The sequence below is a fragment of the Aquibium microcysteis genome (assembly GCF_014495845.1).
Taxonomy (GTDB): domain Bacteria; phylum Pseudomonadota; class Alphaproteobacteria; order Rhizobiales; family Rhizobiaceae; genus Aquibium; species Aquibium microcysteis.
Genome location: NZ_CP061080.1, coordinates 3,582,990 through 3,601,133, shown reverse-complemented (window position 1 = coordinate 3,601,133; position 18,144 = coordinate 3,582,990). Strand labels below are relative to the sequence as shown.

General features: G+C 66.5%; 18 protein-coding genes and 1 pseudogene. 13 read left to right on the top strand and 6 right to left on the bottom strand.

What is annotated here, in order from left to right:
* Positions 1–97 precede the first annotated feature (97 nt).
* From IAI54_RS16740 to IAI54_RS16715, 6 genes are all read left to right on the top strand, one after another.
* Positions 98–2,083 (top strand): AMP-binding protein, encoded by a 1,986-nt coding sequence (locus IAI54_RS16740; protein WP_187968284.1) that lies wholly within the window; start codon positions 98–100, stop codon positions 2,081–2,083.
* Positions 2,080–2,904: an ABC transporter ATP-binding protein gene (locus IAI54_RS16735; protein ID WP_187968283.1), complete on the top strand. Its 825-nt coding sequence runs from the start codon at positions 2,080–2,082 to the stop codon at positions 2,902–2,904. Before IAI54_RS16740 ends, IAI54_RS16735 begins: the two co-directional genes overlap by 4 nt.
* 9 nt (positions 2,905–2,913) lie before the next feature.
* Positions 2,914–3,867 carry a branched-chain amino acid ABC transporter permease gene (locus IAI54_RS16730; protein ID WP_187968282.1) on the top strand — a complete coding sequence of 318 codons (954 nt, stop codon included), beginning with the start codon at positions 2,914–2,916 and terminating at the stop codon, positions 3,865–3,867.
* 14 nt (positions 3,868–3,881) lie between these two features.
* Positions 3,882–4,961, top strand: coding sequence for a branched-chain amino acid ABC transporter permease (locus tag IAI54_RS16725; protein WP_187968281.1), 1,080 nt, complete (start codon positions 3,882–3,884; stop codon positions 4,959–4,961).
* 130 nt (positions 4,962–5,091) lie between these two features.
* Positions 5,092–6,414 (top strand): ABC transporter substrate-binding protein, encoded by a 1,323-nt coding sequence (locus IAI54_RS16720; protein ID WP_187968280.1) that lies wholly within the window; start codon positions 5,092–5,094, stop codon positions 6,412–6,414.
* Positions 6,415–6,481: 67 nt separating this feature from the next.
* Positions 6,482–7,339, top strand: coding sequence for an ABC transporter ATP-binding protein (locus IAI54_RS16715; RefSeq protein ID WP_187968279.1), 858 nt, complete (start codon positions 6,482–6,484; stop codon positions 7,337–7,339).
* Between the two features lie 35 nt (positions 7,340–7,374).
* On the opposite strand, the gene IAI54_RS16710 is transcribed toward IAI54_RS16715, so the two are convergent.
* A complete protein-coding gene (locus tag IAI54_RS16710) occupies positions 7,375–7,953 on the bottom strand; it encodes a Uma2 family endonuclease (protein ID WP_187968278.1) in 579 nt (192 codons plus the stop codon).
* 150 nt (positions 7,954–8,103) lie between these two features.
* On the opposite strand from IAI54_RS16710, the gene IAI54_RS16705 reads away from it, so the two are divergent.
* From IAI54_RS16705 to IAI54_RS16690, 4 genes are read left to right on the top strand one after another with little or no spacing between them, the layout of a single operon-like run.
* The gene (locus IAI54_RS16705) at positions 8,104–8,331 is read left to right on the top strand and encodes an aa3-type cytochrome c oxidase subunit IV (RefSeq protein ID WP_187968277.1); all 228 of its coding nucleotides are present in this window, start codon (positions 8,104–8,106) and stop codon (positions 8,329–8,331) included.
* Positions 8,332–8,390: 59 nt separating this feature from the next.
* Positions 8,391–9,662 (top strand): Re/Si-specific NAD(P)(+) transhydrogenase subunit alpha, encoded by a 1,272-nt coding sequence (locus tag IAI54_RS16700; RefSeq protein WP_187968276.1) that lies wholly within the window; start codon positions 8,391–8,393, stop codon positions 9,660–9,662.
* Complete coding sequence (locus IAI54_RS16695; protein ID WP_187968275.1) at positions 9,662–10,081, top strand: NAD(P) transhydrogenase subunit alpha part 2; 420 nt, start codon at positions 9,662–9,664, stop codon at positions 10,079–10,081. Before IAI54_RS16700 ends, IAI54_RS16695 begins: the two co-directional genes overlap by 1 nt.
* Position 10,082: 1 nt before the next feature.
* Positions 10,083–11,483, top strand: a complete 1,401-nt coding sequence (locus IAI54_RS16690; RefSeq protein ID WP_187968274.1) for an NAD(P)(+) transhydrogenase (Re/Si-specific) subunit beta — start codon at positions 10,083–10,085, stop codon at positions 11,481–11,483.
* Positions 11,484–11,813: 330 nt separating this feature from the next.
* Here IAI54_RS16690 and IAI54_RS16685 read toward each other — a convergent pair whose 3' ends face one another.
* The 5 genes from IAI54_RS16685 to IAI54_RS16665 all read right to left on the bottom strand — a co-directional run bounded on the left by IAI54_RS16685 (position 11,814) and on the right by IAI54_RS16665 (position 15,888).
* A complete protein-coding gene (locus tag IAI54_RS16685) occupies positions 11,814–12,290 on the bottom strand; it encodes a DUF992 domain-containing protein (protein WP_187968273.1) in 477 nt (158 codons plus the stop codon).
* An 89-nt stretch (positions 12,291–12,379) separates the two neighbouring features.
* Positions 12,380–13,231 carry a tetratricopeptide repeat protein gene (locus IAI54_RS16680; protein ID WP_187968272.1) on the bottom strand — a complete coding sequence of 284 codons (852 nt, stop codon included), beginning with the start codon at positions 13,229–13,231 and terminating at the stop codon, positions 12,380–12,382.
* Between the two features lie 158 nt (positions 13,232–13,389).
* Complete coding sequence (gene rpsU / locus IAI54_RS16675; RefSeq protein WP_187968271.1) at positions 13,390–13,623, bottom strand: 30S ribosomal protein S21; 234 nt, start codon at positions 13,621–13,623, stop codon at positions 13,390–13,392.
* A gap of 159 nt (positions 13,624–13,782) precedes the next feature.
* Positions 13,783–15,303 (bottom strand): helicase HerA domain-containing protein, encoded by a 1,521-nt coding sequence (locus tag IAI54_RS16670; RefSeq protein WP_187968270.1) that lies wholly within the window; start codon positions 15,301–15,303, stop codon positions 13,783–13,785.
* A gap of 189 nt (positions 15,304–15,492) precedes the next feature.
* Positions 15,493–15,888, bottom strand: coding sequence for an SET domain-containing protein (locus tag IAI54_RS16665; protein WP_187968269.1), 396 nt, complete (start codon positions 15,886–15,888; stop codon positions 15,493–15,495).
* Between the two features lie 219 nt (positions 15,889–16,107).
* Between IAI54_RS16665 and IAI54_RS16660 the strand changes: the two genes are divergently transcribed.
* The 3 genes and pseudogenes from IAI54_RS16660 to IAI54_RS28985 all read left to right on the top strand — a co-directional run.
* Positions 16,108–17,361 carry a sarcosine oxidase subunit beta gene (locus tag IAI54_RS16660; protein WP_187968268.1) on the top strand — a complete coding sequence of 418 codons (1,254 nt, stop codon included), beginning with the start codon at positions 16,108–16,110 and terminating at the stop codon, positions 17,359–17,361.
* A gap of 2 nt (positions 17,362–17,363) precedes the next feature.
* Positions 17,364–17,798 (top strand): hypothetical protein, encoded by a 435-nt coding sequence (locus tag IAI54_RS16655; protein WP_187968267.1) that lies wholly within the window; start codon positions 17,364–17,366, stop codon positions 17,796–17,798.
* Positions 17,799–17,813: 15 nt separating this feature from the next.
* Positions 17,814–18,086 (top strand): annotated as a pseudogene (locus IAI54_RS28985) (sarcosine oxidase subunit delta); the annotation flags it as partial.
* Positions 18,087–18,144 lie beyond the last annotated feature (58 nt).

Here is an 18,144-nt window from a genome sequence, read left to right as displayed (position 1 = left end):
TGGTTGCACAGCCAACTTGCATGCGGGGACATGCCGGGTCATAAACATCGGACCAACTGCCGGACAACAAGGCGGGGTCCCGGGAGGAACGCTGGAGATGCTTGCCAAGGCTAAAGCCGGCACCATGCTCGATACATTTCCGAAATACCTCGTGCTGAACGCCGAGCGTTACGCCGATCGTCCCGCCATGCGGCACAAGGACCTCGGCATCTGGCAGGGCTGGACGTGGAGGCAGCAGCTCGAGGAGGTGCGCCGCTTCGCCATCGGGCTCTCGGCGATCGGCCTGAAGCGGGGCGACAAGGTCGCGGTGGTCGGGTCGAACCGGCCGCGGCTCTACTGGAGTTTCGCCGCGATCCAGTCTCTCGGCGCCATCCCGGTCCCGGTCTATGCCGATTCGGTCGCGGAGGAGATCGCCTACGTGCTCGACCACGCCGAAGTTCGCTTCGCCGTGGTCGAGGACCAGGAGCAGGTCGACAAGCTTCTTTCGATCGCCGAGAAAGTGCCGTCCCTGAAGGAGATCGTCTACGACGAGACGCGCGGTCTGCGCGACTACGACCACACGCACCTGCACGGATTCGAGGAGGTGCAGGAAAGGGGGAAGACGGCCATCGACACGTCGCCGGACGCCCTCGCGACATGGCAGGCCTCGGTGGATCAGGGCAGCGGCGGCGATCTCGGCGTCATCCTGTATACGTCCGGGACGACGGGACGGCCGAAGGGCGTGATGCTGTCCAACGACAACCTCGTGAAGTCGGCGCTGCACGGCAACGCCTTCGACAGGCTCGGACCCGACGAGGACATCATCGCCTACCTGCCGCTGGCCTGGGTCGGCGACCACGTCTTCTCCTATACGCAATCCTATACGGCAGGCTTCTGCGTCTCCTGTCCGGAGAGCCCGGAAACCGTGACGGAAGATCGACGGGAGATCGCTCCGACCTACTTCTTCGCGCCGCCGCGTGTCTTCGAAGGTCTGCTCACCGCTCTGATGGTGCGGATGGAGGACGCCGGACGGCTGAAGAAGCGGATGTTCGACCACTATCTCGCGCATGCCCGAAAGGTGGGAGAGAAGATCCTGAACGGCGAGCCGGTGGGGCTGCTCGACCGGGTCCGGTATTTCCTCGGCGAGATTCTCGTCTATGGGCCGCTGAAGAACCGGATGGGCATGACGCGGCTGAGGGTCGCCTACACCGCCGGCGAGGCGATCGGGCCGGAGCTGTTCCGCTTCTACCGGTCGATCGGGCTCAACCTCAAACAGCTTTACGGGCAGACTGAGGCCTGCGTCTACATCACCGCGCAGCCGGACGGCAACATCCGCGCCGACACGGTGGGCGTTCCCTCTCCTGGCGTGGAACTCAGGATCGCCGATAGCGGCGAGGTGCTGTACCGGTCCGAAGGCACTTTCGTCGGATACTACAAGAACGAGGAGGCCACGCGCGCCACCAAGACGCCGGACGGCTGGGTCCACACGGGCGATGCGGGCTTCATCGACCCGGAGGGGCACCTCAAGATCATCGATCGCGCGAAGGACGTCGGCCGGCTCAGGACCGGCGGACTCTTCGCCCCCAAATACGTCGAGAACACGCTCAAGTTCTTTCCCGACATCAAGGAAGCGGTCGCCTTCGGCGACGGGCGCGACTTCTGCGCGGCCTTCATCAACATCGATCTTCAGTCGGTTGGTAGCTGGGCGGAGCGCAACAATGTCTCCTACGCCTCCTACCAGGAACTCGCCAACCATCCCGAGGTCTACCGGATCGTCGGCAGCCACGTCGAAGCGGCGAACCGCAAGCTCGCGCAGGAGCCCATGATGGCGGCCTCGCAGATCCGCCGCTTCCTCGTCCTGCACAAGGAACTCGACGCGGACGACGGCGAACTGACGCGCACGCAGAAGGTCCGGCGGTCCTTCATCGCCGAGCGCTACGGGGAACTGATCGAAGCGCTCTACGACGGCTCGACCGAGAAATACGTGGAGACGGAAATGACGTTCGAGGACGGCCGAAAGGGACGTGTCCGGGCGACGGTGCGCATCGTCGACGCTCCGGTCTTCGGCGTCGCCGCCGCACCCGTGAGGGAGGCCGCAGAATGAACAGTCACGTCGATCCCCGGGCAACGCTCCCGGACGCCGACGGCATTGCCAAGGGCGACGTCCTGCTCGACGTGCGCAACGTGTCGCTGCGCTTCGGCGGCGTGAAGGCGATCAGCGACATCTCCTTCGACATCCGCAAGGGCGAGATCCGAGCGATCATCGGTCCGAACGGCGCCGGCAAGACCTCGATGCTCAACGTCATCAACGGCTTCTACACGCCGCAGGAAGGCTCGATCGTGTTCCGCGGCAAGGAGCGCCAGAAGATCGCACCCTACGAGGCCGCCGCGTCCGGCATCGCGCGGACATTCCAGAACGTGGCGCTGTTCAAGGGCATGTCGACGCTCGACAACATCATGGCCGGCCGGACGCTCGCCATGCACCGCAATTTCTTCTGGCAGCTGATCTACTACGGGCCCGCGCTGCGGGAGGAGATCGACAACCGGCGCAAGGTGGAGGAGATCATCGATTTCCTCGAGATCCAGCACATCCGCAAGACGCCGGTGGGGCGGCTGCCCTACGGCCTGCAGAAGCGGGTGGAACTGGGACGTGCGCTGGCGGCCGAGCCATCGCTTCTGCTTCTCGACGAGCCCATGGCGGGGATGAATCTCGAGGAGAAGGAGGACATGAGCCGCTTCATCCTCGACGTCAACGCCCAGTTCGGCACGACGATCGCGTTGATCGAGCACGACATGGGCGTGGTGATGGACATCTCCGACCGGGTGGTGGTGCTGGATTACGGCCGCAAGATCGGCGACGGCACGCCCGACGAGGTCAAGTCCAGTCAGGACGTCATCGACGCCTATCTCGGCGTTTCGCACTAGGAGGGGACCGTGCTCTACCAGATCTTCGTCGACCCCTTCGTCCAGATGGCGGACATGCCGGACTTCCTGCTGCAGGTGATCTGGGAAGGCTTCGTGGCCGGCGTCCTCTACGCGCTGATCGCGCTCGGCTTCGTCCTCATCTTCAAGGCCTCGGGCGTCTTCAACTTCGCCCAGGGCATCATGGTGGTCTTCGCCGGCCTCACCCTCGTGGGCCTGCACGAGGCGGGCGTGCCGGCCTACCTGGCGCTGGTCCTGGCCATCGGCGTCATGGCGGTGCTGGCCATCGCCGTCGAGCGCTTCGTGATGCGTCCGCTGGTCAACCAGCCCGACATCATCCTGCTGATGTCGACCATCGGCATGACCTACTTCCTGATCGGTCTCGGCGAGTTCGTCTTCGGCGGCGAGCCGAAGAAGATGATCACGGAGGAACTCGGCCTGCCCACCGGCTCGACCGAGATCGAAATCGGCGAACGCGGGCTCGTCATCCTTCAGCACATCGACATCGCGGCCGCCGTCATCGCCATCATCATGGTCGCGGCGCTCGCGCTGTTCTTCAACAAGACGCGCATCGGTCGGGCGCTGCGGGCCGTGGCCGACGATCACCAGGCGGCCCAGTCGGTCGGCATCTCGCTCAACCAGATCTGGGCGATCGTCTGGTTCGCGGCCGGCATCGTGGCGCTCGCCACGGGCATCATGTGGGGCGCGCGGTCCGACGTCTCCTTTGCGCTGGAGATCGTGGCGCTGAAGGCGCTGCCGGTGCTGATCCTCGGCGGCTTCACCTCGGTCCCCGGCGCCATCGTCGGCGGGCTGATCATCGGCATCGGCGAAAAGATCGGCGAGATCTACTGGGGACCGCTGGTCGGCGGCGGCATCGAGAGCTGGCTCGCCTACATGATCGCGCTGGTCTTCCTGCTGTTCAGGCCGCAGGGCCTGTTCGGCGAACGCATCATCGAACGGGTCTGAGGGGGAGCGGCGCCATGTTCTATCGCGAGGCAGGGCAGTTCAAGACGTCCTACGCGGCCGACCAGCAGGTCTTTCCGATCCTGCAGGACCGCATCGGCGTCGCCGTCATCCTCGGCGTCGCCATCTTCGTCGTCCCGTTCGTCGCCAACGACTTCTTCCTGTCGGCGATCGCCATCCCCTTCCTCATCCTGGCGCTCGCCACGATCGGGCTCAACGTCCTGACGGGCTATGCCGGCCAGCTGTCGCTCGGGACCGGCGGCTTCATGGGGGTCGGCGCCTATGCCTGCTACAAGCTGACGACGATCTTTCCCGACGTCCCGATCGTCGTGCACGTCCTGCTGTCGGGCTTCGCCGCCGCGGGTATCGGCATGATCTTCGGCCTGCCGTCGCTGCGGATCAAGGGGCTCTATCTGGCGGTGACGACGCTGGCGGCGCAGTTCTTCCTCGAATGGTGCTTCATCCGCATCCCCTGGCTCTACAACTACAATGCCTCGGGCGCGATCGAGGTGCCCGGCCGGGACCTGTTCGGAACCATGGTCACGGGTGCGTCGGCAGGGAGCGTGCCGCGCTACTTCACGGTGCTCGCCATTGTCATCCTGCTCACCGTCCTGGTGAAGAACCTCTTACGCGGGCGCATCGGGCGGCAGTGGATGATGATCCGCGACATGGACATCGCCGCCGAACTGATGGGCGTTCGCCCGCTTTACGCCAAGCTCTCGGCCTTCGCCGTCTCGTCCTATCTCTGCGGGGTGGCGGGCGCGATGTTCGTGTTCTTCTATCTCGGCGCCGCGGAGCCGTCGGCCTTTTCCATCACCCTGTCCTTCCAGGTCCTGTTCATGGCGATCCTGGGCGGGCTGGGCTCGCTCGTCGGCTGCTTCTTCGGCGCGGCCTTCATCTGGGCGCTGCCGATCATCCTGCGCGCCGGGCCGCCGCTGATCGGAATTCCGATCGCAGCCGAGACCGCCTTTCACATCACCTCGATGATCGTGGGGGCGCTGATCGTGGCGTTCCTGATCCTGGAGCCGCATGGTCTGGCGCGGCTGTGGCAGATCGGCAAGGAGAAGCTCAGGGTGTGGCCCTTCCCCTACGCGTGAGGGCCGCGCCGGAACAATGCCTGCTCGAGCAGGACGACAGCCTACGATCCGGGTTTCGAGCCTCGACCGGATCCTGCTGGAGGAAGAGGCTCACACACGGCCTAGCGGCCAGTGCAACGGGAGGAACGACATGAGACTGAAATCGCTGATCGCCGGCGGCATCCTCGCCGCCATGGCATCGACGGCGGCGCTGCCCGTCTTCGCCGAGGACAGCGTCTACGTGCCGCTGTTCAGCTACCGGACGGGTCCCTTCGCCGGGTCGGGCATTCCGATCGCCAACGGCATGAGCGACTACCTGACGATGCTCAACGAGCGCGACGGCGGTATCAACGGCGTCAGGATCGCCATCGAGGAGTGCGAGACCGGCTACGACACGCAGAAGGGCGTGGAGTGCTACGAGCAGGTCAAGGCCAAGAACCCGCTGGTGATCTCGCCCTATTCGACGGGCATCACGCTCCAGGTCATCCCGAAGGCGGGGGTCGACAAGATTCCGGTGCTGTCGATGGCCTATGGCCTGTCGGCCGCAGCCGTCGGCAACGTCTTCCCCTGGGTGTTCAACCCGCCCGCGACCTATTGGGACGGCGCTTCGGCGATCGTCGCCGACATCGCGCGGCGCGAGGGCGGGCTGGAGAGCCTCAAGGGCAAGAAGATCGGCTACATCTACCTCGACGCCGGCTACGGCAAGGAGGCGATCCCGCTGCTGGAGGATTTCTCCAGGCAGTACGGCTTCGAGCTCACCCTCTATCCGGTTCCCGGCAAGGAGATGCAGAACCAGTCGTCGCAGTGGCTCAACGTGCGCCGGGACCGTCCGGACTACATGATCATGTGGGGCTGGGGCGCGATGAACCCGACCGCGGTCAAGGAAGCCGTCAAGATCCGCTATCCGATGGACAAGTTCTACGGCGTGTGGTGGTCGGGCGGCAATGACGATGCGGCAGCCGGCGGCGAGGATGCCAAGGGCTACCGCACGCTGAACTTCCACGGGGTGGGCAGCGACTATCCGGTCATCCAGGACATCAAGAAGTACGTCGTCGATGCGGGCAAGAGTCAGGTCGATCCGGCCAAGTTCGCCGACAACCTCTACAACCGCGGCGTCTACAATTCGATGCTGATCGCGGAAGGCATCCGCCGCGCGCAGGAACTGACGGGCAAGAAGGTGATCGACGCCACCGACATGCGCGTGGGGCTCGAGAACCTCAACGTCGACGAGGCCCGGCTGAAGGAGATGGGCATGGAAGGCTTCGCGGGCACGCTCAAACTGTCCTGCGCGGATCACTCCGGCCATCACCAGGTCTATGTCGTCGAGTGGGACGGCAAGGACTGGCAGAAGTCGGGCGACTGGTTCTCCCCGATGACCGAGGTGGTACGCCCGATGCTGGAGAAGGCGGCCGAAGAATACAAGGCCGCCAACGCGCCCTGGCCGGAGCGCACCGAGCCCTGCCTGTCGAACTGACGCAGCTGAAAACGCCCGGTCCGCCACCTCGGCGGGCCGGGCCATCCCTCCTCCAGGAACGATGCGCATGACAGCCGAAAACACGGGTGCCACCGGGCACGACCCCGCGCGCGAGACCGCGACGGACGCCATTCTGGCGGTCAACAACATCGAGGTGATCTACAACCACGTGATCCTCGTCCTGAAGGGCGTGTCGCTCACCGTTCCCCGCGGCGGCATCGTGGCGCTCCTCGGCGCCAACGGGGCTGGCAAGACGACCACCCTGAAGGCGATCTCCAACCTCCTGCATGCCGAGCGCGGGGTGGTCACCAAGGGCAACATCCAGTTCGAAGGCGACCGCGTCGAGGCGCTGTCGCCCAACGACCTCGTGCGGCGCGGCTGCATCCAGGTGATGGAGGGCCGCCACTGCTTCGGCCACCTGACGGTGGAGGAGAACCTGCTCACGGGCGCCTTTACGCGCCGCGACGGGTCGGCGGGCATCAAGCGCGACCTCGAGATGGTCTACGACTACTTTCCGCGCCTGCGCGTCAGGCGGTCGTCCCAGGCCGGCTACACGTCCGGCGGCGAACAGCAGATGACGGCGATCGGCCGGGCGCTGATGTCGCGGCCCAAGATGATCCTGCTCGACGAACCCTCGATGGGGCTCGCGCCGCAGCTCGTCGAGGAGATCTTCGAGATCGTGCGCAAGCTCAACGAGGAGCAGGGCGTGTCCTTCCTGCTGGCCGAGCAGAACACCAACATCGCGCTGCGCTATGCAAAGTACGGCTACATCCTCGAATCCGGCCGCATCGTGCTCGACGGCGACGCCAGCGCGCTGCGCGACAACGAGGACGTCAAGGAGTTCTATCTCGGCGTGGCCGGCGATGGCCGCCGCTCGTTCAAGAACGTCAAGCACTACAAGCGGCGCAAACGCTGGCTGGCGTGAGGGCATGACGTGCGGCCGACGGGACGCCCCGCCCTTCAGCCCGATGAGGCTTCGAAGGTCAGGTCCGCGTAGAGTTCCGACAGCGGCAGCGCCGCGTCGATCTCGGGCAGGTCGATGACAGCGTCGAGCCCCGTCAACTCCCCATAGGTCCATTCGCCGTCGACGCGTCGCCAGACCGTCACCTGCGGCGCCTCTGAATCGACGAGCAGGATCACCCTGATCGCCGGGTGACGCTTGTACTCCTCGAGCTTCTGGAAGCGATCGTAGCGCATGGTCGACGGCGACAGGACCTCGACGACGACGCGCGGATCGGCCGTCGACATGGACCGGTCGTCGGCCCTTCCGCAGTCGACGGTGATGTCGGGTCGGCGCGTGCCGCGGTCGGTGACCACCGATTGATCGTCGGTCGTGGCGCTGCATGGCTTGCCGCGCAAGGCGGCGTGCAGTGTCGCAAGGGCATTCACGGTTACGCGGTCGTGCCGCCGGCTCGCGCCCGTCATTGCCTTGACGGTGAGAACCGGCACGCCGTCGACGAGTTCGTAGTTCCTGTCCTGGCGCTGCTGCCAGTCGAAGAACTCCTCGACGGTCATCTTCGTCTGCTTTGATTGCGACATCGGCGATCCTCGGCAGCGCTCCGTCACCGTCGAACCTATCAGATCGGACAGCCTTGCTGAAGGGGCGGCCGGGATGCGGCTTCGCGTGCCATTGCCCTCGCCGCGGCTTTTCGATATGTGCGCACGAGGATCTTGCAACGGGGTTATCCGATGGCTGACAACACGCCGACCGGGCCGGTCGAAATGGGCGCCGAGATGGACTATTCGGAGCACGAGAAGACGTATTCGATGTTCATCGCGATGGCCAAGTACGGGACCATCCTGTGCGTCGCCCTGCTCGTGGCCATGGCTTTCGGCTTCTTCGCCGGCGGCGGCTTCATTTCGTCGACCATCCTCTTCGTCCTGCTCGTCGCCGCTGCCTCCTACCTGGCGCGCTGAGCCGGTCGGTCCTCCCGTCCGGGAGGAAAGGCGTGGGTCCAACCGGAGAGGAGCAGGCGGTGGGTCAGACAGTTTTCGTACCAAACGAAGCAGGGCAGGGGGAACCGCGCGTCGCGGCTTCCCCCGATACGGTAAAGCGCATGAAGGCCCTGGGCCTCGACGTGATCGTCGAGGCGGGCGCCGGACACGCCTCGCGGATCGCCGACGAGGACTATGCAAAGGTCGGTGCCGGCATCGGCACGGCGGGCGACGTGGCGCGGGCCGACATCGTGCTGCGCGTGCGCCGTCCCGGCGATGCGGAGCTGAAGGGCTACAAGTCCGGCGCCGCGGTCATCGCCACGATGGATCCCTATGGCAACGAAGGTTCCGTGGCCGCCATGGCTCGGGCGGGCGTCACCGCCTTCGCGATGGAATTCATGCCGCGCATCACGCGCGCCCAGGTCATGGACGTCCTGTCGAGCCAGGCGAACCTCGCCGGCTACCAGGCCGTCATCGACGCTGCCGCAGCCTATGACCGCGCGCTGCCGATGATGATGACGGCGGCCGGCACCGTTCCGGCGGCCAAGGTCTTCGTCATGGGCGCGGGCGTCGCAGGGCTGCAGGCGATCGCCACCGCGCGGCGCATGGGCGCGGTCGTCACTGCGACCGACGTGCGCGCTGCCGCGGGCGAGCAGGTCGCCTCGCTGGGCGCCAAGTTCATCATGACCGAGGCGCTCAAGGATGCGTCGGGCAGCGGCGGCTACGCGCGCGAACTGACCGACGACGAGAAGAAGGCGCAGGCCGCCCTCGTCGCGGAGCACATCGCCAAGCAGGACATCGTCATCACCACCGCGCTGATCCCCGGGCGTCCGGCGCCGCGGCTGGTCTCTGCCGACATGGTGCGGTCGATGCGGCCGGGATCGGTGATCGTCGATCTTGCCGTGGAACGCGGCGGCAACGTCGAGGGGGCGGTCGCGGGCGAAGTGGTGACCACCGCCAACGACGTGAAGATCCTCGGCCATCTGAACGTGGCGGGCCGGGTTGCAGCATCGGCCTCGCTGCTCTATGCGCGCAACCTGCAGGCCTTTCTGGAGACCCTCGTCGACAAGGCAACCGGTTCGCTTTCGATCAAGGCCGACGACGAACTCGTCAAGGCGACGATGCTCACACGGGACGGCGCCATCGTGCATCCGAATTTCGCCTCCGTCCCGGTCGGGCCGGCCGCGCCGGAAGAACTGGACGAGGCCGCTCCTGACCCGGATATGACGGCCGCTGCCGCTGGTGCCGCTCCGAAGAAGAAGGCTCCGGCCCGGCGTGCCGAGCCCAAGGGCAAGTCCGAGGGAGGGGTTTGATGGAAAAGACGGCTCTCGAACAGGCGCTCGACCAGCTCGACCAGGCATCGGCCGCGGCGCGGCTGGCGCTGGACCAGGTGCAGGACGCCGCGGACGCCGCCGGCATGGCCGCGCACGCGGTTTCCGGCGGGGCGGTCGATCCCTTCGTCTTCCGCTTCGCGATCTTCGTGCTTGCGATTTTCGTCGGCTATTACGTGGTCTGGTCCGTCACGCCGGCTCTGCACACGCCGCTGATGGCCGTCACCAACGCGATCTCGTCCGTCATCGTCGTCGGCGCGCTGCTGGCCGTCGGCATCTCGGCCTCGGGGCTGGCCACGGGCTTCGGCTTCGTGGCGCTGGTGCTGGCCGCGGTCAACATCTTCGGCGGCTTCCTCGTCACCCAGCGCATGCTGGCCATGTACAAGAAGAAGGAGAAGTGACGTGAACGCCGACTTCGCCTCCTTCCTCTACCTCGTCTCCGGCGTGCTGTTCATCATGGCGCTGCGGGGCCTGTCGCACCCGACGACCAGCCGCCAGGGCAACCTTTACGGCATGGTCGGCATGGGTATCGCCATCGTCACCACGCTGGCGCTCGCGAAGCCCTCGATGGGCGGTTTCGCGCTGATCGTGATCGGCCTTGCCATCGGCGGCGGCATCGGCGCCGTCACGGCCCGTCGCATCGCCATGACGTCGATGCCGCAGCTGGTCGCAGCCTTCCACTCGCTGGTCGGCCTCGCCGCCGTCATGGTCGCCGCCGCCGCGATGTACGCACCCGAGAGCTTCGGCATCGGCACGATCGGCGACATTCATGCGCAGGCGCTGGTGGAGATGAGCCTCGGCGTCGCGATCGGCGCGATCACTTTCACGGGTTCGGTGATCGCCTTCCTGAAGCTCGACGGGCGCATGTCGGGCAAGCCGATCATGATCGCCGGACGCCACCTGATCAACGCGGCACTCGGGCTGGCGCTGGTCGTGCTGATCGTCATGCTGGTCATGACCGAGAGCTACGCCGTGTTCTGGCTGATCGTCATCGCCTCGCTGGTGCTGGGCGTGCTGCTGATCATCCCGATCGGCGGTGCCGACATGCCGGTCGTCGTGTCGATGCTCAACTCCTATTCCGGCTGGGCCGCTGCGGCGCTGGGCTTCACGCTCGGCAACCTGGCGCTCATCATCACCGGCGCGCTGGTCGGCTCGTCTGGCGCGATCCTGTCCTACATCATGTGCAAGGGCATGAACCGCTCCTTCATTTCGGTCATCCTCGGCGGCTTCGGCGGCGAGACCACGGCGGCCGGCAGCGACGACGGGATCCAGCGCACGGTCAAGACGGGAGCGGCCGACGATGCCGCCTACCTGATGATGAATGCGCAGAAGGTGATCATCGTGCCCGGCTACGGCATGGCGGTGGCGCAGGCGCAGCATGCACTGCGGGAACTCGCCGACAAGCTCAAGGCCAACGGCGTCGAGGTGAAGTACGCGATTCATCCGGTCGCCGGCCGTATGCCTGGCCACATGAACGTGCTGCTCGCCGAGGCCAACGTTCCCTATGACGAGGTCTTCGAACTCGAAGACATCAATTCGGAGTTTGCGCAGGCCGACGTCGCCTATGTCATCGGCGCCAACGACGTGACCAACCCGTCGGCTCGCGACGACAAGTCCTCGCCGATCTACGGCATGCCGATCCTCGACGTCGACAAGGCGCGCACCTGCCTCTTCGTCAAGCGGTCGCTCGGCTCGGGCTACGCCGGTATCGACAACACGCTGTTCTACAAGGACGGCACGATGATGCTGCTGGGCGACGCCAAGAAGATGACCGAGGAGATCGTCAAGGCGATGGACCACTAGGCCGACCGCCTGCCTCCCACCCGATGGAAACGCCGCGCCGGACGACCGGGGCGGCGTTTTCGCTTTCCAGGTCCGGCAAGACCTGACGCGCCGCCCGTTATACCAGCGGTCTTTTCGATTGACCCTCGGCGCTGCCCCTCATCCGCCTGCCGGCACCTTCTCCCCGCAAGCGGGGAGAAGGGGTCACGGCCGCGACATCGGCACCAGGTAGACGACCTTTGCGACTGGCGAAGCCGTCGGTGACGGCGTTCTTCTCCCCGTGTTACGGGGAGAAGGTGCCGGCAGGCGGATGAGGGGCGGCGCGAAGGTCGAAGGTAAAGGCCAGTAGTATTACTGCGCGGAGCGGAGCTCGAAACGGCTCACGCCGACAGCGAGGTTCAGGCCGGTCTGCGCCTGGACGCTCAGCGGTTGCAGGGTGAAGCTCTGGTCTGATCCTCCGACGAGCAGGTTGGCGCCCACGCCGACGCCGGCCGTGGCCTGAGCACTTGCACCGACATAGTCTCCCGAAAGCGCGCCGGGCTCGTAGACGTCGGCGGTCGGGGCCAGGACGAGCCATTGCATGACGGAGGCGCCGGTGACGCCGACGTCCAGCCCGAACTTGGAGATGTTGCCGAAATACTGCTCGACCGGCTGGGCCTCGTCGGCGGGATCGTAGGTGCAGCTCACATCCTTGCTGGAGCCGACCACGAAGCCTGCGCCGCCCTCGACGAGACAGTCGAGGACGCCGAGTTCGACGCCTTCCTGCGCCTGGGCGGAGAGTGGCAGCGCCAGGATGACACCGGCGACGAGTAGAGTGCGTTTGAACATGGGTCGAACCTCCTGCTGGTGGCCGGGGAATGCCCCGTCCCCCGCAAAGGTTCCGACCGCAGCTGGGGGATCGCTCAGACCGCGCGGCCTCAGCCGCTGCGCGTGCGGTCGAGCCCGGAGATGGCCGGCGCGTAGTTGGGATCGAGCCTCAGCGACTGCTCGTAGGAGCGCCGCGCGCGCGCCTTGTCGCCGCGCTTCTCGTAGACGAGCGCCTGGTTGGCCCAGCCCTCGGCATTGGATTCATCGAGCTTGATGGCGGTGTTGAAGTCGGCGAATGCATTGTCCTCGTCGCCCAGGGCGAGGTAGGAGACGCCGCGGCCGTTATAGGGCTCGGCAGCATCGGGCGCCATGGAGATGGCGGTGGAGAAGTCCTCCAGCGCGAAGCTGTGCTGACCCTGCGCCTGGTAGAGCAGGCCCCGGTTGTGGTAGGCGCGCGGATCCGGAGTATCGAGCTTGATGGCACGCTCGAAGTCGGCGAAGGCTTCGGTGGGGCGCCCGGCAAGCCGATAGAGGTTGCCGCGGCCGATATAGGCCGTGTCATAGCTCGGGTTGAGCTGCAGTGCCCGGTTGTAATCCTGCAGCGATTTGGCGTTGTCGCCGGAGAAGCGCCAGATCAGGGCGCGGTTCGCGTAGGCCTGGTAGAAGTTCGGGTTGAGCTGGATTGCCGTGTCGAAGTCCTTGATCGCTTCGGGATACCGCCCGGCCTTGCCGAAGGCGGAGCCACGGACGTTGTAGGCGTTGGGGTCGCTCGGCGAGCGTTCGATGACGGCGGTCAGCGAGGCGATGTTCTCGGCCGAGCCCTGCGCGGTATCAATCGACGCGATCTGTGCGGCGGGTCCGGACGAAGTCTGGCACCCCGACAGGAGGAGACCTGCGCCCAGCAGCGCGGCTGCCGCGATTGCGCGTCGCGAAGCCGGATGGTTGCTCTTCATTCCATGCATCTCGATCTGTTTCCCGATCCGCTCGCCGCGAACGTGTCCCCGTCGCCCGAAACCCGGCCGCGGTGAAGGGAAGCCGCGGCCGAAAATAGAAAAGGTGGCGGCGATTCGCATCGCGCCACCTTCGGTATCGCCCGAAAAAGTCGAAAGCTTGACCGGTCTCAGCGTGCCGGCGCCGGGCGCGGGCCAGCGACGAGGCCTTCGCGCTGGGCGCGCTTGCGAGCGAGCTTGCGAGCGCGACGCACGGCCTCGGCCTTTTCGCGGGCACGCTTCTCCGACGGCTTCTCGTAGTGCCCGCGCATCTTCATCTCGCGGAAGATGCCCTCGCGCTGCATTTTCTTCTTCAGTGCGCGAAGCGCCTGGTCTACGTTGTTGTCGCGGACGAGTACCTGCACGGGTGTTCCTGTCGATCCAGTTCGGTTTGTCGGTCGATAATCTGCTGCAGCGCCCGGCAAAGGGGCATCCGCACGCGGCGCGCTCTGCCGCGAGTGGGCGCCAAATACCAGAATCAACCGGGTTTGTCCATCGCCAAAACCGCCGGCGCCCGCGCGATTTTATTCCGCCGCGTGAGGCAGGTCCGCCCCCGTATCCGGGGCATCGGGGTCGCCCGCGCGCGTCTCGCAGTCGAGGTCGGGAAAGGCGGCGATCCGCTTGCCGTGGAAATCCGTCCGCATCACCAGAAGCCCCCGTTCCTCGAAGAAACTCAGAAGCTTGCGGGCTCGCCGGGCCGAGTGCGTGCCGTAGGCGCGGGCGATCACCGCGTCGGGCGGACAGGGCGCTCGCTCGATCGCCGCACGCGCGACCAGCAGGAACACGCCCTGGAGGTCGTCGGGCAGGGACTTCGACAGTTCGAGCGCCGTCTGCCAGGCGGACCCGTCCTCCGGCTCGCCGTCGAGTCCCGCCCGCGCGACTGCCAGACCGCGGCGGAAGGCGCGCAGCGGGAGTGGCTCGCCCGGAATTCGGCGGATGCGGCAGCGCACGAGGAAATCCTGATACAGCACCGCGTCCGAGCGGTAGGCGGCGTCGGGATCCTCGAGGATCTCGCGCATCACCGCGCCGAGCAGCCGCTCGCGCTCGGCCTGATCCACCTCGGGCAAGGCTTCCTCAACCTTCGCCGGCTGCGGCTGAAGCTGCGGCCGCGAGGCGGTGAGCTGCGCCAGGATGTCGGCGGTCGGCGTGGGCTGGGGCGGCGCCGGCCTTCGCGGCGGGGCGCGCAGCTCCTCCGGGCCAGGCGTGAAGATCAGGTCGGCAGCGGCTTCCGGCGCGGTGTCGGGCAGCGGCATCAGCTTCGGGCTGGTCGAGCGGGCGGCGGTCTCGACCGTGCCGATCTCGATGGGCAGGGGCCGGCGCGACACCGCCGGACCGAGCGCCACGAAGCGGCCGCGGGCCAGATCGCGGAACATCTCGGCCTGGCGCCTGTCCATGCCCAGCAGGTCGGCCGCGCGCGCCATGTCGATGTCGAGAAAGGTGCGGCCCATCAGGAAGTTGGAGGCCTCGGCGGCGACGTTCTTGGCGAGCTTGGCCAGCCGCTGCGTGGCGATGACACCGGCGAGCCCGCGCTTGCGGCCGCGGCACATCAGGTTGGTCATGGCGCCGAGCGAGAGCTTGCGCGCGTCGTCGGCCACTTCGCCGGCCGCGGCCGGGGCGAAGAGCTGGGCCTCGTCGACCACCACGAGGACGGGATACCAGTGGTCGCGCTCGGCATCGAACATGCCTCCCAGGAAGGCGGCCGCAGCGCGCATCTGCTGTTCGGAATCCAGACCTTCCAGGTTGAGGACCACCGAGACGCGGTGCTGGCGGACCCGGGAAGCGATGCGCGTCAGTTCGGCCTCGGTGCGGGTGGCGTCGACCACGAGGTGGCCGAACCGGTCGGCCAGCGTGACGAAATCGCCTTCGGGATCGATGATGCACTGCTGCACCCAGGGCGCGCTCTGTTCGAGCAGGCGCCGCAGGAGATGCGACTTGCCGGAGCCCGAATTGCCCTGCACGAGCAGGCGGGTCGCCAGCAGTTCCTCGAGGTCCATCGTGGCCGGCTTGCCCGCGCCGTCCAGCCCCATGTCGATCGCGATCTTCATTCCGTTTCCCTGACCGTCCGCGCGGTCATCGCAACGTCCCTTTCGCTCGATTCCGCCATGCCAGGCGGTTCGACCGGATCGGTGGATAACATCCGCGGCCGTAAATCGCGCCCCGTCCCGGACGCGATTCACAGGCAATTCGGCCGCGCCGCCGATGGTCTGAGCGCATGGTCCGACCGGCGGACCGGATCAGCGTCTGGCCGCCTCCGCGGTGGGCATCAGCTCGAACTGCGGGTAGAAGTCGGCGTAGTTGCAGGTAAGCTCCTCACCGGCCGCGATGTCGCGGATGGTCGTCGCGCCACCGGCGTCGGAAAAATCGGTGTTGGGGTCGTCCGAATGGTTCATGAAGCGGCCGTTGTCGACTTCGTAGACGATGAAGCCGGGCCTGTCGGGGCTCGGGTAGGCGTAGCGGTCCAGGAATTCCTTCAGCCGCGGCTCGGCGTTCTCGTATTTCTCGACCGGGATCAGGCGGTCGAAGTCAGGCTCCAGCCGCCAGATCAGGGTCCCCTTTGGGATCGGGTCGGCGGCGAAGACGCCGACGCCCTCGATCGCGCTGGCTCCGACGAAGGTATTCACCAACAGCATCGACCTTGCTCCATGGTCTCGATTGCCGCCAAGCCATTCTCCAACCCCGTGGCGTTTTCAAGGTGGATTCGGCGGTCGTCCCCGATGTCGCGGGGGTGACGTCGCAAACCGCCATCGCCCGTCGCAAACAGCGCAAGGGTGGCATCGGGATTTGGCTAGTGCTACACCCGCCGTCTCGATGGTTACGGCCGCACGAACAGGATGCGAGGCTTCCCGCTGATGCGCAAGTATTCCGTTTTCGCCATCGCCCGAGAGGCGTTTCGCGGCCACACCGGCTGGGAGGAACAGTGGTCCTCTCCGGAGCCGAAGGCCGAATACGACGTCCTCATAGTGGGTGCCGGCGGCCACGGCCTGGCAACGGCCTATTACCTCGCGAAGGAGCACGGCATCACGAACGTGGCGGTGCTCGAGAAGGGCTGGCTCGGCGGCGGCAATACCGGGCGCAACACCACCATCATCCGCTCGAACTATCTGTACGACGAATCGGCCGGCATCTACGAGCATGCCGTGAAGCTGTGGGAAGGGCTCTCGCAGGAGCTCAACTACAACGTCATGTACTCGCCGCGCGGGGTGATGATGCTGGCGCACAATGTGCACGACGTGCAGGTGCTGAAGCGCCACGTGCACGCCAACCGGCTGAACGGCATCGACAACGAATGGCTGACGCCCGAACAGGCCAAGGCCTTCTGCCCGCCGCTCAACATCTCGAAGGATGCGCGCTATCCGGTGGTCGGTGCGGCGCTGCAGCGGCGCGGCGGCACGGCGCGGCACGACGCCGTCGCGTGGGGCTATGCGCGCGGCGCCTCGGCGCGCGGCGTCCACATCATCCAGAACTGCGAGGTCACCGCCATCAACCGCGGCCCCGACGGCGCGGTCACCGGCGTCGAGACGAGCCGCGGCACGATCCGCGCGAAGAAGGTCGGCGTGGTCGCCGCCGGACACACCTCGGTGCTGATGGGAATGGCGGGCGTGCGCATGCCGCTCGAGAGCTATCCGCTGCAGGCGCTGGTGTCGGAGCCGGTGAAGCCCTGCTTCCCCTGCGTGGTGATGTCGAACACCGTGCACGCCTACATCTCCCAGTCTGACAAGGGCGAACTGGTGATCGGCGCCGGCACGGACCAGTACACGTCCTATTCGCAGACCGGAGGGCTGCACATCATCAACCACACGCTCGACGCCATCTGCGAGATGTTCCCGGTGTTCACCCGCATGAAGATGCTGCGCTCCTGGGGCGGTATCGTCGACGTGACTCCGGATCGTTCGCCGATCCTCGCCAAGACGCCGGTGAGGGGTCTCTACGTCAATTGCGGCTGGGGCACCGGCGGCTTCAAGGCGACGCCCGGCTCCGGCAACGTCTTTGCCCACACCATCGCCCGCGACGAGCCGCACCCGATCAACGCGCCCTTCACGCTGGAGCGCTTCCGGACCGGGCGCCTGATCGACGAGGCGGCCGCTGCGGCCGTGGCGCACTGACCATGCTGGCGGTGCCGAATGCGGTGCTCGCATTGCCGATCGTCCTGGCGGGCGAGCAGGACTTCTTCCATCTGCCGCGAGCCGAGGACGTGCGGTTGCAGTCCATCGAGCGCGAGGCGCGGGAGACGGAGTGGCCGTTCAGCGTCGAGCGCGGAACGCTGGCCTGCGGCTGGGCGGCAGGCCAGAAGGTCGCACTGTTCCTCGAGGCGAGCGCGGAAGACGAGGACATGACCGACGGTGCCGCGGCACGGCAGCGACGGCTGGTCCTGTCGGTCAACCCCATCGACCTGGCGGTCCAGAACATCGGCTTTCGCGATCTCTTCTCGCCATTCGACAGTCTCGAAGAACTCGTCGTCCGGATCGCACCCTACGTCACGACCGCGCGCCGGCTCTGCGACCAGCCGCCCGGTACCCGTCTCGGCCATGGCGAACTCTGAAGAGCGGAAAACAGCATGCTCCTGATCCATTGCCCCTATTGCGGCGAGGACCGGCCGGAACTCGAATTCCGTCATGCCGGCGAAGCCCATATCGCGCGCGCGGCCAACATCGTCGAGACGAGCGACGAGGACTTCGAGGCTTTCCTGTTCCTGCGCGCCAACACCAAGGGCCTCGTCTACGAGCGCTGGCGGCACGTGCATGGCTGCGGCCGCTTCTTCAACGCGGTGCGCGATTCGGTGACCGACCGCTTCATCACCACCTACAAGGCCGGGCTGCCGAAACCCGATCCGGCGCGGTTCTCCAAGGCGGTGGCGGCAGTCGAGCCGCTGGTGGCGGAGCCGGCGA

Excerpts from the sequence above, each read along its gene's own strand:
- IAI54_RS16670 (WP_187968270.1), bottom strand. The coding sequence starts at position 15,303 with ATGAAGATCGCGATCGACATGGGGCTGGACGGCGCGGGCAAGCCGGCC.
- IAI54_RS16680 (WP_187968272.1), bottom strand. The coding sequence starts at position 13,231 with ATGCATGGAATGAAGAGCAACCATCCGGCTTCGCGACGCGCAATCGCG.
- IAI54_RS16665 (WP_187968269.1), bottom strand. The coding sequence starts at position 15,888 with ATGCTGTTGGTGAATACCTTCGTCGGAGCCAGCGCGATCGAGGGCGTC.
- IAI54_RS16725 (WP_187968281.1), top strand. The coding sequence starts at position 3,882 with ATGTTCTATCGCGAGGCAGGGCAGTTCAAGACGTCCTACGCGGCCGAC.
- IAI54_RS16715 (WP_187968279.1), top strand. The coding sequence starts at position 6,482 with ATGACAGCCGAAAACACGGGTGCCACCGGGCACGACCCCGCGCGCGAG.
- IAI54_RS16655 (WP_187968267.1), top strand. The coding sequence starts at position 17,364 with ATGCTGGCGGTGCCGAATGCGGTGCTCGCATTGCCGATCGTCCTGGCG.
- IAI54_RS16710 (WP_187968278.1), bottom strand. The coding sequence starts at position 7,953 with ATGTCGCAATCAAAGCAGACGAAGATGACCGTCGAGGAGTTCTTCGAC.
- IAI54_RS16705 (WP_187968277.1), top strand. The coding sequence starts at position 8,104 with ATGGCTGACAACACGCCGACCGGGCCGGTCGAAATGGGCGCCGAGATG.
- IAI54_RS16740 (WP_187968284.1), top strand. The coding sequence starts at position 98 with ATGCTTGCCAAGGCTAAAGCCGGCACCATGCTCGATACATTTCCGAAA.
- IAI54_RS16685 (WP_187968273.1), bottom strand. The coding sequence starts at position 12,290 with ATGTTCAAACGCACTCTACTCGTCGCCGGTGTCATCCTGGCGCTGCCA.
- IAI54_RS16660 (WP_187968268.1), top strand. The coding sequence starts at position 16,108 with ATGCGCAAGTATTCCGTTTTCGCCATCGCCCGAGAGGCGTTTCGCGGC.
- IAI54_RS16695 (WP_187968275.1), top strand. The coding sequence starts at position 9,662 with ATGGAAAAGACGGCTCTCGAACAGGCGCTCGACCAGCTCGACCAGGCA.
- IAI54_RS16720 (WP_187968280.1), top strand. The coding sequence starts at position 5,092 with ATGAGACTGAAATCGCTGATCGCCGGCGGCATCCTCGCCGCCATGGCA.
- IAI54_RS16735 (WP_187968283.1), top strand. The coding sequence starts at position 2,080 with ATGAACAGTCACGTCGATCCCCGGGCAACGCTCCCGGACGCCGACGGC.